9 protein-coding genes are annotated in these 14,623 nt (G+C 52.6%); 7 read left to right on the forward strand and 2 right to left on the reverse strand.

All coding sequences use genetic code 11. The annotated features are described in order from the left end of the window. The first annotated feature begins 60 nt into the window (after positions 1–60). The 5 genes from ACFPOF_RS11295 to ACFPOF_RS11315 are packed head-to-tail and all read left to right on the forward strand — an operon-like array spanning position 61 to position 10,490. On the forward strand, positions 61–1,977 hold the full coding sequence (locus ACFPOF_RS11295) for a DUF5711 family protein (RefSeq protein WP_378132554.1): 1,917 nt from the start codon (positions 61–63) through the stop codon (positions 1,975–1,977). Between the two features lie 14 nt (positions 1,978–1,991). Then, the gene (locus ACFPOF_RS11300; protein ID WP_378132556.1) at positions 1,992–2,831 is read left to right on the forward strand and encodes a carbohydrate ABC transporter permease; all 840 of its coding nucleotides are present in this window, start codon (positions 1,992–1,994) and stop codon (positions 2,829–2,831) included. Positions 2,832–2,860: 29 nt separating this feature from the next. Next, positions 2,861–5,233 (forward strand): FG-GAP-like repeat-containing protein, encoded by a 2,373-nt coding sequence (locus tag ACFPOF_RS11305; RefSeq protein ID WP_378132558.1) that lies wholly within the window; start codon positions 2,861–2,863, stop codon positions 5,231–5,233. A 41-nt stretch (positions 5,234–5,274) separates the two neighbouring features. Then, complete coding sequence (locus ACFPOF_RS11310) at positions 5,275–8,394, forward strand: family 78 glycoside hydrolase catalytic domain (RefSeq protein WP_378132560.1); 3,120 nt, start codon at positions 5,275–5,277, stop codon at positions 8,392–8,394. Further along, positions 8,391–10,490, forward strand: a complete 2,100-nt coding sequence (locus ACFPOF_RS11315) for an alpha-L-rhamnosidase-related protein (protein WP_378132562.1) — start codon at positions 8,391–8,393, stop codon at positions 10,488–10,490. The genes ACFPOF_RS11310 and ACFPOF_RS11315 overlap by 4 nt, the downstream gene beginning before the upstream one ends. Here the strand turns inward: ACFPOF_RS11315 and ACFPOF_RS11320 are convergent. Next, positions 10,456–11,304 (reverse strand): helix-turn-helix transcriptional regulator, encoded by an 849-nt coding sequence (locus ACFPOF_RS11320; RefSeq protein WP_378132564.1) that lies wholly within the window; start codon positions 11,302–11,304, stop codon positions 10,456–10,458. The two genes, ACFPOF_RS11315 and ACFPOF_RS11320, sit on opposite strands and share 35 nt — an antisense overlap. 531 nt (positions 11,305–11,835) lie before the next feature. On the opposite strand from ACFPOF_RS11320, the gene ACFPOF_RS11325 reads away from it, so the two are divergent. Both ACFPOF_RS11325 and ACFPOF_RS11330 read left to right on the forward strand, forming a co-directional pair. Next, the gene (locus ACFPOF_RS11325; protein ID WP_378132565.1) at positions 11,836–12,222 is read left to right on the forward strand and encodes a CBM35 domain-containing protein; all 387 of its coding nucleotides are present in this window, start codon (positions 11,836–11,838) and stop codon (positions 12,220–12,222) included. 180 nt (positions 12,223–12,402) lie between these two features. Beyond that, complete coding sequence (locus ACFPOF_RS11330; protein ID WP_378132567.1) at positions 12,403–13,314, forward strand: Rpn family recombination-promoting nuclease/putative transposase; 912 nt, start codon at positions 12,403–12,405, stop codon at positions 13,312–13,314. A gap of 320 nt (positions 13,315–13,634) precedes the next feature. Here ACFPOF_RS11330 and ACFPOF_RS11335 read toward each other — a convergent pair whose 3' ends face one another. Then, a complete protein-coding gene (locus ACFPOF_RS11335; protein WP_378132569.1) occupies positions 13,635–14,594 on the reverse strand; it encodes a DMT family transporter in 960 nt (319 codons plus the stop codon). Positions 14,595–14,623: the final 29 nt, after the last annotated feature.

The following is a 14,623-nucleotide window of genomic DNA, read 5'->3' on the forward strand; positions in this document are numbered from 1 at the left end:
GAGTGGGTTTGCAGACACGCCCCCATGCGGAGTCTTCGTTTGTAGCACAGGAGGGAAAGCATGATAAGAACGATCGTCATCATCCTTGTATGGGTATTCATGCTGCAAGCCTCATCTGTCAGCGCCGCCGCAGATTCGACATGGACGGTTGATAAACAAACAAGTGTAACTTCCATTGCCGTATCGCCGGATGGCATGCAAGTCGCTGTCGGCGGTAATAACGGAGCCGCCGCCCTATTCGATCAGAGTGGAGAACCGCTATTTCACTTTAAAGCACGGAACAAAGTGACAGGCGTGGATATGCTGTCGAACGGCACGTTGTTAGTCGCCTCGGATGACCGTCATTTATATGCGTATAGCCATGACGGGAAGTTGCTGTGGGATGCAGATATGAAGACGAGGGTGAAGGATATCTCAGCATCAAGCGACGGAAAGCTCGTAGCTGTCATTTTGCAGGCAGACGCTTCGCTCACTTACGTGGATGTCTCTAATGGTCAGATCATGGGAACAGCGGATACCGGAACGACCTCCAAGACGATTAAAGTATCCGATAATGGAGATTGGACAGCAGTGGGAGCCAGCGATCAATATATGTATTTGCTCGATCGCAACGGTCAAATCTTGCATAAAGTCGGTGTAGCAGGTCCTATTCAGGCAATGGCAGTATCCGATAAGGGCACAACAGCGATCGGCAGCATAGGCGGTCGAGTCGAATTGTTCGATTCGGATGGGAAGCCGCTAGCCTCCTTTAAGGTGAAGGACAATCCGACTTCCGTTGCGTTGTCCGCAGACGGAAATTACGTCGCTGTCTCCGATCTTAAGGAATTCGTGTATGTGTTTTCAAGCGCGGGAGATAAGTTGTGGGAGCAAAATGCAGGCACGACCGTTCGTCAAGTAGCGTTTAGTCCGGAATCGGCAACGTTGTACAGCGGCACCGATGCGGGCGTCGTTACTCCGTATGACGTAGGCAGCGTGCTAAGGGACGCGAAGCGCCAAGCCGCGCTTAAGCTGATCTGGTGGACAATCGCAGCGGTCGTTATCGTTATTTTGATGCTATTGATGCTTTACCGAATGAAAAAGAGAGATCAACTTCATGTATTCCGCGCCATCTGGAAATCCCGTTTTATTTATTTGGCACTGGTTCCAGGCTTCGGACTGTTATTGTTGTTTCTATACTTTCCTGCCTTCTCGGGGCTGTATCACTCGCTGTACGATTGGCATCCGGGCGGCCGCACAACCTATGTTGGCCTAGACAATTTCAAACGTGTTGTTCATGATCCCTATGTATCCAAGGGGCTCGGCAATTTATTGTTATTAATAGTTACCGGGCTGATGAAAGCGATCATTCCGCCGTTAATTACCGCAGAGTTAATCTATCACTTGCGCGGCAAGCGGCTACAATACGGGTTCCGAACGGCATTCGTGTCGGCGATGATTCTGCCGGGCGTAGCCGCATTGTTGATCTGGCAGAACCTCTACGATCCGAACATGGGGGCGATTAACGCATTTCTGGAGGCCATCGGACTCGGTTCATGGGCGCATGAGTGGCTCGCCGATCCGAAGACGGCCATATGGGCGATTATATTCATCGGTTTCCCTTTTATCGGTATTCTGCAATTGCTCGTGTTCTATGCCGGCCTACTAGCGATACCCGAGGAGCTGACGGAATCGGCGAGAATCGATGGCGCAAGCTTGGCCCGCATCATTCGCTCTATACACTTGCCGCTTCTAAAGGGTCAATTCAAATTGCTTGTCATATTGACGTTGATCGGCACGATTCAAGACTTTGGCAGCATTCTCATCGTCACGGCAGGGGGGCCGATGTCTTCTACCTATGTCCCCGCGCTCCAAATGTATTATGCGGCGACCAAATTTAACGATTTGGGTTATGCTTCCGCGCTCGGCGTCGTCATGTTCGTCGCCATTATGATCATTACGATTCTGAATATGAAGCTGTTCAAAACTGCGGAGGAGTAGGAGGAGGGACTACCTTGAGCAATATACATTCGATTAAGCTGGCTTCGAGGCAAGCCCTCGTCATTGCTGCGCTCTGCCTGCTCGTACTGCTGACCGTATTGCCGATTGTATTTATGATCATCAGCTCGTTAAAGAATAACGCGCAAATATTGGGCAATTTCTGGTCGCTGCCCGTTCCGCCGCAGTGGGAAAACTATCAGGAAGCGTTCCATAGCATCTGGCGCTATATCGTGAACACAGTCATCTATGCGATATCCGGAAGCGCATGCGTGATTCTCTTATCGGCGGTTAACGGATACGTTTTTGCCAAGAAGTCGTTTCCCGGCAAGGAATTATTGTTTGTCATGATGCTGGCGCTCTTGATGATCCCGGGCATTCTGACGCTGATTCCTTCCTATGTACTCTATTCGCAGATCGGACTGACCAATACGCCATGGGTCATCATCGTGGCAAGCGCTGCGGGGGGACAAATATTCGGAACGTTCCTGTGCCGCAGCTTCATGAGCGGGTTGCCGGGGGAACTGTTCGAGGCGGCGCGCATCGACGGGGCCAAAGAGCTGACGGTATTTATCCGCATCGTTATTCCGCTCACGCTGCCGATTCTTGCTACCATCCTGATTATGCAGTCTGTCGGCATCTATAACGATTATATTTGGCCGCTCTTGACGTTGCGCGATAGCAGCATTCAGATGATCTCGGTCGGACTGACGCAGTTCCAGAATCAATTCGGCGTTGCGGACAAGGGGATATTGTTTGCCGCGTATGCCATTTCCTCCGTTCCATTGCTGGTCATCTTCTCGTTCGGGATGAAGTACTTCATTCAGGGAATGACGCAGGGCGCGCTGAAAATGTAAGTAAAAAATCGAAACGAGGAGGCAGGATGATGAGAAGGTTAGTGATTGCTTTGTGCATCGTTATGTTGGCGCTTTCAAGCAGTGTAGTGCATGCTGATGGCGCTGACGGTAGGCCGACTGTCGGATTGTGGTACAGCTCATGGTATGCCAAAAAACCGAATGTTGCTTCAACATGGGCCACAGGTTTTGGCATCGGCAGTACGAACCAGTTTCTCGGAGATGTCAATGGAGACGGCAAGGCTGACGCAGTCGTTTTCGTTGCAAGCTCGGGGACATGGTATGTAGAGCTATCTAACGGAAATGGCTTCGATTACTTTTCGACTTGGAGAACGGGGCATGGAACCGGCTCAAGCGAGCAATTTCTAGCGGATGCTAACGGCGATGGCAAACTCGATGCCATTGCGTACACCGGTTCTACCGGAGCATGGAGCGTCGCGCTCTCGAACGGAACCGGATTTAATGCGCCGAGCACTTGGATTAGCGGGCATGGCATCGGTTCCGCCAAGCAGTTCATGGCGGATGTCAACGGAGACGGCAAAGCCGATGCGATCGTGTTTTTCAGCTCCGCCGGCAGTTGGTATGCGTCTACTTCCACAGGTTCGTCATTTAACGCGTATACGCAATGGGCCAACGGACATGGCGTCGGCTCAAGCAATCAACTGATGGGCGATGTTAACGCGGATGGCAAAGCGGATGCGATCGTTTTCTTCAATGCCGCCGGGAGTTGGTATAGCGCGCTTTCTAGCGGGACTGTGTTTCAGTCCTATACGCAGTGGGCCAACGGATTTGCCGCAAACTCGCAAAATCAATTGGCGGAAGACGCAAATGGCGATGGATATGCGGATATGTTCGCCTTCTATAATTCGGATCGCAATTCAGACGGCAAAAGCGGCGATTGGTACGGCAGAACGTATAGCAGAGACTTCCCCGGCACCTGGAACGGGGAGCTCATCATGAATAGCGGTCTAGGTTATGGAGCGACGAAGACGTTCCAAGCAAACGTGACGGGCGATCCTTATGGTTGGAAAGCATCGGTGGCCTTCATTGAAAGCACGGGGACATGGAAAGTCGAGCCTTATCGGTATGCGAAGTTGAATCTGCATAATAGTTGGGATGCTTGGGGGATCAAGTATGTACCGTACACGCTCGGTTCCTATCAAACCTACGATAGTAATAATACCGCGGTCATTGACGAGCATTTGCAAAACTTCGCAGATGCCAAAATCGATTTCCTGCTATTCGATGCGACCAACGGACTGTATGCAGACGATGCCTATATTTACGAGCGACAGCAAACGGCCGCATCTCGAATCCGTAACTGGAACAGCAACCCGAGCAACCGTAAAGTCAAATATGCGCTTGCGGTCGGTGTCGTGCAGTTCACGCATACGCCTAAATCGGTGGAGTTTGAAGCCGGGGAAGTGTGGGACCGTTTTGTCAACACAGTGAACGGCGGAACGAACAACTTCTATTACGAGAATGGGAAGCCTCTCTTGGTACTGTATTGCAGCAATGCCGATCATGTTGCATGGGAGAACTGGACCGGGGATAAGACGAATTCCAATAAATTTACTGTACGTTATGCGGAAGGTCCAGCGTCGGCGGGCTACTATGGATGGTTTACGCCAGCTTCCGGAGCGATCCTTGACGATCATGCGATGAATGTCATGCCGGGCGTAGACAATCATTATCCAGGATTCACGCCGATCTCGCGCGAGAACGGAGATTATTATTCCAAGAAATCCTGGGATAAAGTGATGACGAAAAATCCGCGTCCCGAGGTCGTCGTCATCAGTTCGTATAACGAATACAGGGAAGATAATCCGATCGCGGCGACGGACACTTCTAACGTAACGGGAACGACTGAGAAATGGTACAACAAGAATGGCGTCATCGATAATTTCATGTATTGGAATATGACCAAAGAGTATATCCGCAGACTTGAAAATCGGGCATTCGGCGTAAGTCGATCCGCATCAAGCTCGGGCGAAAGCAGCGATTGGGGACTCAGCCGCCTGAATGACGGGCAGTTGAATACGGTAACCGGGTCCAGCGGTTACACCAGTCAAAATTCGTTGACAACAAATCATACGGAGTATGTCAAGTTGGATTTGGGCGCTAGCAAAACGGTGTCGAAAGTTGATCTGTATCCGCGGAATGACGGCGTTAACACAGGTTATGGCTTCCCTGTCGACTTTACCATTCAGATTTCGACCGACAATGTGAATTGGACGACGGTTGTAACCCGCACAGGTTATGCCAAGCCGAGCGACGCCGTCCAAAGCTTCTCGTTCACTGCCGCATCCGCGCGTTATGTGAAGCTGGAGGCGACGAGCCTGCGCTCGAATCCGAATGACAGCAACAGCTACCGTCTGCAATTGAACGAATTCGAAATCTATTAGGGCTTGCTTGTGCAGTAGATAGATAAAAGGATGTGGAGAATGTGCTGATCGCAACGCGTTTAACGGTAGAGTACGTAGAAAATCCGCTCGGCATCGACCGGAAGCAGCCGGGATTAGGCTGGCAATTGCAGGCGGCGGAGCGCAATAGCCGCCAAACGGCCTATCAAATTATCGTTTCCCGGAGCGAGGAGCTGCTTCGCGAGGATGTCGGGGATGTATGGGATACCGGTAAAGTCGCATCCGATCAATCGCAGCATGTCATTTACGAAGGCGCTCCGCTTGTTGCCGTGACGCGTTACTACTGGAAAGTCAAGGCATGGGATCAGCACGGGAGGGAAGGAGCATGGAGCGCGCACGGGTTTTGGGAAACGGGGTTGCTGGAACAGGCCGCCTGGCAGGCAGAATGGATTACGGGGTCCTTCCTCCCGGACCCGCAGCCGGAGCCGGACATGCTGCGGGATATTCCCGTCGTGTGGGACAGTGATGCCGGCCCGGCAGAGCGCAAGGAACAGCTTGTTCGCTATTTCCGCTTCGTTTTCGAGTTGGACGATCAACCGCTCGCCGACGCCAAACTGCAAATCTACGCTGCGGACGCCGTGCATATTCACGTCAACGGGCAGGATGAGGGGTTGATTTTTCCCTATTCCCAATCGGTCGCGCTCGATATCATCCACTGGCTGCAAGCCGGCCGGAATCTGGTCGCTTGCCGGGCTGACGGCGAGAAACAAGGATTTATTGTCGCCGTGTACGTGACGTATGCCGATGGACGAACGAAATCGTTCACGACCGCAGACGGCTGGACTACGACCGATCTTCCGGGCGAGGACTGGATTTCTCTTTCCATGGATGACGGGAACTGGCGACCGGTTGCGGAAATCGGAAAGTTCGGGCACGGAGACTGGCAATCTTATAACCGCATTCTGTATCCGGTCAATACCGCTTACGGCCCCAACCCTGTCTTCGGAAAGACGTTTCGCGTGGAGAAAAAGGTTGCGCGGGCGAGATTGTACATTTCGGCGTTGGGCGTATACCGAAGCACATTGAATGGCGTCCCGATCGGCGACGAGCTGTTCGCGCCGGGATGGACGGATTACCGGAAGCGGATTCCGTATCGGGTGTATGACATCGCTCCCTATCTAGCGGGCGGAGACAACCGGATCGAAGTGCTCGTCGGCTCCGGCTGGTATGCGGGCAACTTGAGCATTATGGGTCCGTATCATTACGGAACGAAGGTTGCCTGCAGGGCGCAAATGATCATCGAGTACGAGGATCGGTCCAGCTCGGTTCTGTTTTCGGATGAAACGTGGCAGGTGGCGGCCAGTCCTGTCGTCAGCGCGGATTTCTATATGGGTGAGAAGTACGATGCGCGCCTGGAGCTGCTGTCTCCCGTCTGGCAAAGCGCGGTTGCCCTGGACCTGTTGCCGGGAGGCGCAATGAAAGCGCAGGAAGGCCCGCCGATTCGGGCAAACCGCGAGCTCGCGCCGAAAGCTATTACCCGTCGGAGCGATTCAGTCTGGCTTGTCGATATGGGTCAGAACATGGTCGGGTGGCTTCGTCTCCAAGCGACCGGTGCTGCCGGAACGACCATCGTCATTCGTTATGGGGAGAGGCTCTCGGAGGAAGGCGAGCTATATCGCTTGAACTTGCGGACGGCCAAATCGACGGACGTCTACGTGATGAAGGGCGGCCAGGAAGAGCAATACGAGCCGCGCTTCACGTACCACGGCTTTCAATACGCGGAAATTGAAGGCTATCCGGGGGAGCTTACCGCAGACAAAGTGGTGGGGATCGTTGTCGGCTCGGAATTGGAGGAAGCGGGAGAGCTTCATACTTCCCACCCGCTCGTCAATCGCTTGCTCGACAATATTCGCTGGAGCCAGCGCGGGAACTTCTTCAGCGTTCCGCTGGACTGTCCGCAGCGGGACGAACGTCTTGGATGGACGGGGGACGCGCACGTCTTTGCCAGAACGGCGACCTATAATATGAATTGCGCAAGCTTCTATCAGAAGTGGCTTGCGGACATCCGGGAAGCGCAGCAGACGAGCGGTGCTTACACCGACATTGCGCCTGTTCTCGACTACTTCGGGATAGGAAACGTGTTTTTCGCGGACGCCGGCGTCATTATCCCGTGGACGATGTACAAAGTATACGGAGACCCAAGGTTCATCAAGGATTCCTATTCTTCCATGAAGCAGTATATTGCATTTTTGCTTGCGGATTGCGATGAGGAACTGCGTAGACGATCGGAAAGTTATGCCGACCATCTGAGCTTCGGCGCCGATACGCCCAAGCCTCTCATTAATGCAGCCTTTTTCGCGTATAGCGTCAAATTGATGGCGGAAATGGCCGGCATCGTCGGGCAAGCGGAGGATGCGACTTATTACGCAGATGTATTTGCCAAGCTGAAAGCGGCTTTCCAGCAACAGTTTGTCGGAGATGACGGCCGCCTGGTTAGTCCCACTCAAACCGCCTGTGTGCTCGCTTTAAAAATCGGCCTGTTGCCGCCCGAGACGGCATTGGCGGCAACGCAATATTTGTTGGAGGATATTCGCAGCAATGGCTGGCATTTGACGACAGGTTTTATGGGAGTCGGCTACATCTTGTCGGTGTTGACCGAGCAAGGCGAGATCGATGCGGCGTTCCGGTTATTGCTTCAGGAAACGTTCCCGTCATGGCTGTTCCCTGTCGTGAACGGGGCGACGACGATCTGGGAAAGATGGGACGGATGGGCGAATGACAGAGGGTTTCAGGATCCGGAGATGAACTCGTTTAATCATTACGCGCTCGGTTCCGTCGGCGAATGGCTTTATCGTTATTTGGCCGGTATCGATCTGGCGGATGATGCATACGGTTTCCGGAAATTCCTCATTCGCCCTTGCCCGGGCGGCGGATTCACGGAAGCGAAGTGCCGCTACCAAACGTTGTATGGCGGGATAGAGAGCGCTTGGGAACTGAACGACGATGCCTTCACGCTGCATGTCGAAGTGCCTGTCAATACGACGGCGGATATCACCCTGCCTGCGTGGGCCGACTCGCAGGTTTATATGGACGGCGTAGAGCTTCAGCCGCATCGTTTGCAATTTCAAGTCGGCTCCGGCCGCTATGTTTTCAAAGTCGTTTTCGATTCTTCCAAACGGCTTGCCGTGGGGACAACGACATGACGAGCCGCCAAGCGACATGGATATGTTACCCGAACGACTACGAGATCTGGCTGCATGCCCAAGCATCCGTGAAACGCCAATTTCGCGGCTACATCTGCCCGCCGTTCTGGCGTCTGGATGGCGCTTATTCGAACGTGATGTTCCGCAAACGCTTTGACATCGCGGAAGAGGAGACGGTGGCGCTGTCGGTGCAGGGCGAATTCGTGCTGCACCTGGACGGCAGCATGATTCCCCTCCCTTACGAGAAGACACAGATAACATCGGTTAAAGTTCCCGCCGGGCGGCATGAGCTTCTCGTTAAAGTGTTTAACGACCGGACTGTTCCTTCCGTCTACGCGGAAAGCGCATCATTCGTTACGGACGCTTCCTGGGAAGCGACATGCCATAACGGCAAATGGGTTGCTGCGGCAGCGGTCGGCTTTGACGACATCGCCTGTCCGCCGGCCGATTTTCCGTTCGCCTACGACACTGTGCGTCCGGTGGACACGATCGCAACGGAGAGGGGCGTCGTTGTCGATTTCGGACAGGAGACCTTCGGATTTGTCCGATTGCTGCAATTGACCGGCCGGGGCAAGCTGCGCTTGTATTACGGGGAGACTTTGCCGGAGGCAATGGCTGGCGAGATGGCGGAAACGTTCGACGAGTTGAGCATCGATAACGAGCTTCCGCGAACGGTGAAGACGCCCGTAACCCGTGCCTTTCGTTATGTGAACGTGCAAGCGGGCCCCGGGCTCGTCTGGTCGGACATTGTACACGATTACGAATATTTGCCGTTGACGCAATTGGGCGAATTCCGCTCCTCCGACGATCGTCTGAACCGAATCTGGGATGTGTCGGTGCGCACCTTGCACATGAATACCCGCGAGTTTATGTACGACGGGTTAAAGCGCGACCGCTGGGTATGGAGCGGGGACGCCTACCAAAGCTTCCTGATGAACAATTATGTGTTTTTCGATCAGGACGTCACGAGACGGACGCTCATTGCGCTGCGGGGCAAAGAGCCGGTCGAGATGCACATCAATACGATTATGGACTATACCTTTTACTGGTTTATCGCGTTTTACGATTATTACATGTATACCGGCGACCTTGCTTTTATCCGGCATTGCTATCCGCAAATGATGTCGCTAATGGATTTTTGCCTGAAACGACGTAACGACGCAGGAATGATGGAAGGCTTGCCGGAAGACTGGGTATTTATCGATTGGGCGCCGATGGAGCTAAGAGGCGAGGTGAGTGCGGAACAGCTTCTATTTTGCCGCAGCCTGGAGACGATTGCGCTGCTCGCGAAGGAACTGGGCGACCTCGACAACGAAAGCAAGTTCGCGAAGCTTGCGGCGGAGCTGCATGAACGGATGAGGGAGCGGTTCTGGGACGAGGAGGAAGGGGCCTTTATTTCCGGCACGTTGCAGGGCGAGAGGATCGGACAAATTTTGAAATATCCGAACATGTTCGCGTTGCGGTTCGGCTATTTGAACGACAGTCGGATCGAAGCAGTGAAACGGAACGTCATGCTTAACGAGGCGGTGCAGAAAATTACGACTCCGTATATGCGTTTCTACGAGCTGGAAGCGATGTGCGAGCTCGGAGAAAAGCAGCGCGTCCTCCGTGAAATTCGCGAATATTGGGGAGGCATGCTTGACTTGGGGGCGACGACGTTCTGGGAGCAATATGACCCCGAGCTGCCTGCCGAAGCGCAGTATGACATGTATGGCGACAAATACCGCAAAAGCTTATGCCACGCCTGGGGGGCTGCACCGATTTATTTGATCGGCAAATATTTGACCGGTGTCCATCCCGTCGGCCCCGGGTATGCTCATTACCTGGTCGAACCGGAGCTTGGCGATCTCGATTGGCTGGAAGGAACGGTGCCGACGCCTCATGGCGTTATCTCTGTTTATGCTGACAGAGACTGCATTCGAGTCACGACCTGTGCCGGTGGAAGCGGCACGCTGCGATTCAGAAGCGCCTCCGTTCCCGCGACGAACGAAGGGGAAATCCGCTTAAGCGGCCCAGGGACGTATGAAATCGCGCTTACGCTGCCGTCATCTGTCTATGAAGTCAAACGTGCGTTTTTTTCCACTCCGTCGGACTGACGCCGAACTTCTTTTTGAACATACGACTGAAATAATGAATGTTCGGGAATCCGATCGACTCGGCAATTTTCTGAATGCTTTTCTCGCCCGATTGCAAATAAGACGTGGCGGCGAACATGCGGAGCTCGTTCAAATATTGGAAAGGCGTCGAGTCGGTCATTTCCTTGAACAAGCGAATGATGTAAGAAGGCGTGTAGCCCGAACGCTTGGCGAGCTCGTCCAACGTAATATCCTGCATATAATGATCTTCCATGAACCGGATCAGTCCGTAAATATGACTATGAGCAGACCATTTTTCCGAAGGAGGAGAGAGGGCTGCTTTTTTCGTCGCCGTAAGGGTAGTCGTCGCGTAGTGGTCGATTTGGAGCATCAGCTTCTGGATATCGCAAGCCATGATCCGGTAAAAAATATCGCCGGACGTTCGGGGAAGGTTGGCGCAAATCGTTTTGTCCAACGCTTGCACGGTGTCTCGCAAGTCGGACAAACTGTCCGCACTCCAATCCAGATGGCTTTGCGACGTATTCCACATTCGCAAGACGTCAAGAGAAGGAACGAATTCCGCATGCTGAAGCCGGAACTCGACAAACCAGCAGTCCAGCACCGGGGAAAGCTGTTCAATCTGGTGCGGCGATGACGGCGTCACGATAAACAGAGCGGGGCCGCGTGCCGTGAATGCGCTGTCAATCCATTGAATATTAAATTCTCCCTCAGAGACGTAGAGCAGCTCATAGCAAGGGTGAATGCCGCCGCCCATAATTTGCTTGGAGCGCAGGGAAGTAATTTTCTCATATTCGCGAATATGCATCGGAATCATCCCTTTCACCCCTTTATCCGAAGCGGGGCGGTGTCTTATACAATATTCATTATAACGATGATAAAGGGGCGTTTCCCAGTTAAATACTCTCTCAGACAGCGTTTCATTGTCCTGACCGTCGTCATCGTATTGTTTTCGATGTTAGTTACGGGCATTTACGTGTATTCTATCATCAATAACGAGAAGGTGGAACGAACAAGCAAGGATATCGCTTCGATGATTCAGCAGCTATAAGTTTTCGGTTATTCGCCGGATGCTTTGCATGCCAATCACAATCTTCTCAGAAGTGTTTATTTATTCGAGAATAAAGATGTATTTTACAAGGGCATCCAGATCGACGGCTACAGTATGAGCTTTATGATGCCAAACATCAAATGCTGTACGGGATCGTCAAAGAAAACAATTCGGAAAATGTGATATGCCTCCATCCGATCAAGATCGGACAGTTCCAAATGGTTTCTCATAGACAACCAGCGCCAAATTTTGTCCAGTTCGGACAAAGCGCTGCTTGGCCGGAAATAGGACGGGGCCGTGACGGATAACGGCAATGCGCAATCCTTGCAGGAGGTTACGATAGACGGAGAAACTTATGGCTCAGGATATTCGGGCAGCGGTTATATCTCCCATCTTGATTTAGCGACAGGAAACTCCGTGTCGACAACGATCAATGTGGCCGCGGCGGGAACCCATAATATCGATTTCCGCTACAGCAACGGGACGGGCGCCAGCAGCACGTTAAGCGTGCACGTCAACGGGACGAAAATCAAGAACGTCACTTTCCCGGTAACTGGCGCCTGGAATACGACATGGGCGACCGTAACGAGCGCCTTCACTTTGAACGCAGGGAATAATACGATCAAAATTCAATACGATGCTGGCAACGGGCCAACGGATATCGATTATATCGTCGTGTGGTAGAAGAGTAAGAAATGAAACCCAAATTAGACTTGCCCAACTCTTCCGCGTTTGTTATGATCTAGACATTAATTCGAAATTGGCCGTGAAGAACACGCCGCTCATTTTCCCTTCAGGGGAGATGAAGCGGCGTTTTGTTGTTTTGCGGCCTGTGACGGCGATGTTATAATGGGGGAGAACGCTATGACAGCAAGTCGGTTGAATCCGAAAAACGATTATTTGTTTAAGAGACTTTTCGGAGAGCATGAAAGCAAACAGCTGTTGATCGAGTTGCTAAACGCAATTCTGCGTCCGTCGTACAACAAGAGGATCGTAGACGTTACGATCTTCGACAACACGGAGCTTACCGCCGAAGCGCTGGATGGCAAAGTCGGTCGTCTTGACGTCAGATGCGAGACGCTGGATCGCGAACAGATTGATCTGGAAGTGCAGCTTAAACGCGACTATGAGATGGAGAAGCGAACGCTGTATTATCTTGCGCGGCTGTACACAGGCTCGATTAAAGAAGGCCTTGACTACGATCTGCTGAAGAAGACGGTCACGATCAACATACTGGACTATTCCTTTCTTCCTATCGATGCGTTTCACACAACGTTTCATCTTTATGAAGAAACGCACCGCGCGTATAGGCTGACCGATGTGTTCGAGATTCATTTCCTGGAATGCGCGAAATTCCGCAAAATGGCGGTAGATATAAATGACCCGTTGCACAGGTGGCTGTTGTTTCTGGAACATAAGGCGACCGAACGTCAATTAGAGGAGCTGATGGAGATGGATGCGACGATCAAATCGGCTGAGGAACGATTGCGCATGCTGAGCGCCGACGAGGAGACGAGACGGTTATACGAAGTAAGGGAAGATGCGATCCTCGAGTACAACAGCGGACTTTCGGCCGCCGAGCGTAAAGGCAGATTAGAAGGCAAGCTGGAAGGAAGGCTAGAAGGAAAGCTTGAAGGAAAGCTTGAAGGCAAGCTTGAAGGCAAGCTCGAAGTCGCTGCGAATATGGTCGCGTTAGGGCTTGATACCGAGACGATCGTTAAGCTTACCGGACTTCCGGCTGAAGACATCGAGCGACTGAAGCGGGATAAAGTTTGAAATATCGGGGTATCGAAGAAGCAGGCAGTCTCGCTAATGAGGCAGCCTGCTCTTATTTTTACATATAAGAATTTATATCATTTTAAGGGGTAAGAGCTTCCCAAACCGCCCTTTTTCGAAATCCAAGTAGCGGCCTCGTAAGCGCATGACTCCCGTGCCTGCTGCAACGAAGGCACTACCGGATGGCGAGGGAGCTATCCCGATGTCATCAGGTTTACAATTGAAACTGTAGTTGCTAAAAAGACAACCGTGTGCGGAAAACGCGACGACGTGGAAGGCTGGAGGTTGTAGGCCCGCCGCCACTCCGCCCCCAGCTCAGCTTAGCCGGGAAGCGTTCTGCGCTCGTGTTTGACCGGAGCGCCGGACTTTCGCAAATTCGCATGTCCAAGCCGCTGCGTACCGATGACCCCGGCAACGATGAGCACCGAACCGATCAGGTGGTAAATGGTTACTTTTTCTTCGAGGAACATTGCCCCGGCCGCGATGGAGACAATGGTGGACAAGTTGTTGAATACGCTCGCTTTGGAAGCTTCCATCTTGGACAGCAAGTAGTTGGAGGTTAGCGCCGAGGTTAGCGTAGCCAATACGCCGAGAAACAGAATCGCCAAGACAAAGGAACTGTTCGCCAGCGGCGCTGCGAACTTCGTCAACGTCCCTGATGCCGCATGGCGGGTGAACGATGCGGCCATGAAGCTGACGAAGCCGACGCCAAGAATCAGGTAAGTGATTTCCACCGGGGTAAATTGTTTCGTGAGCGATCGGGCGAACACGCTGTATCCGGCGAAGGCGACGCAAGTCATTAGAAGCAAAGAAATGCCGACCATACTCGACCAAGCAATGCCCCCGTCTTTCATGACGAAGATAAAGACGACGCCGAACGCCGATAGGAGGATCGAGAGCTTTTGCAGTGCGGAAGTTCTTTCTTTCAGGAAAAAAGAAGCCAGAATCGTCGTCATCGCAGGCGTGAAGGCGTACAGAATGCCGCCTTCCGCCGAAGTGGCGTGCTGCAGCCCGTACGCTTGCAGCGTGAAGAACCCGAGCGGGTACAGCGTGGACAGCAGAATTAATCTGCCGAATGGCTTGCCCCGGTAGTTTAACTTGATCCAACCGAAAGCTACCGGAATAGACATGGCCGTGAACGAGGCTGCGAACCGGAACGCGAGCGTGTCGAGCGGGTGGGCGTTATCGATCGCGATCTTGGACATCAGAAAGGAGAAGCCAATAAAGGACGCGTTTATGACAGCTAAGAAATAAGCGAGCGTTAAACTGGATTTGCGCATCGGAGAACCTCCAAACTTATTATCGGGGA

This window comes from Cohnella soli (assembly GCF_042655525.1).
GTDB lineage: Bacteria > Bacillota > Bacilli > Paenibacillales > Paenibacillaceae > Cohnella > Cohnella soli.

What these genes read in the sequence shown, in the direction of transcription:
- ACFPOF_RS11315 (WP_378132562.1), top strand. Translation starts at nt 8,391, where the DNA reads ATGACGAGCCGCCAAGCGACATGGATATGTTACCCGAACGACTACGAG.
- ACFPOF_RS11330 (WP_378132567.1), top strand. Translation starts at nt 12,403, where the DNA reads ATGACAGCAAGTCGGTTGAATCCGAAAAACGATTATTTGTTTAAGAGA.
- ACFPOF_RS11335 (WP_378132569.1), bottom strand. Translation starts at nt 14,594, where the DNA reads ATGCGCAAATCCAGTTTAACGCTCGCTTATTTCTTAGCTGTCATAAAC.
- ACFPOF_RS11320 (WP_378132564.1), bottom strand. Translation starts at nt 11,304, where the DNA reads ATGATTCCGATGCATATTCGCGAATATGAGAAAATTACTTCCCTGCGC.
- ACFPOF_RS11305 (WP_378132558.1), top strand. Translation starts at nt 2,861, where the DNA reads ATGAGAAGGTTAGTGATTGCTTTGTGCATCGTTATGTTGGCGCTTTCA.
- ACFPOF_RS11295 (WP_378132554.1), top strand. Translation starts at nt 61, where the DNA reads ATGATAAGAACGATCGTCATCATCCTTGTATGGGTATTCATGCTGCAA.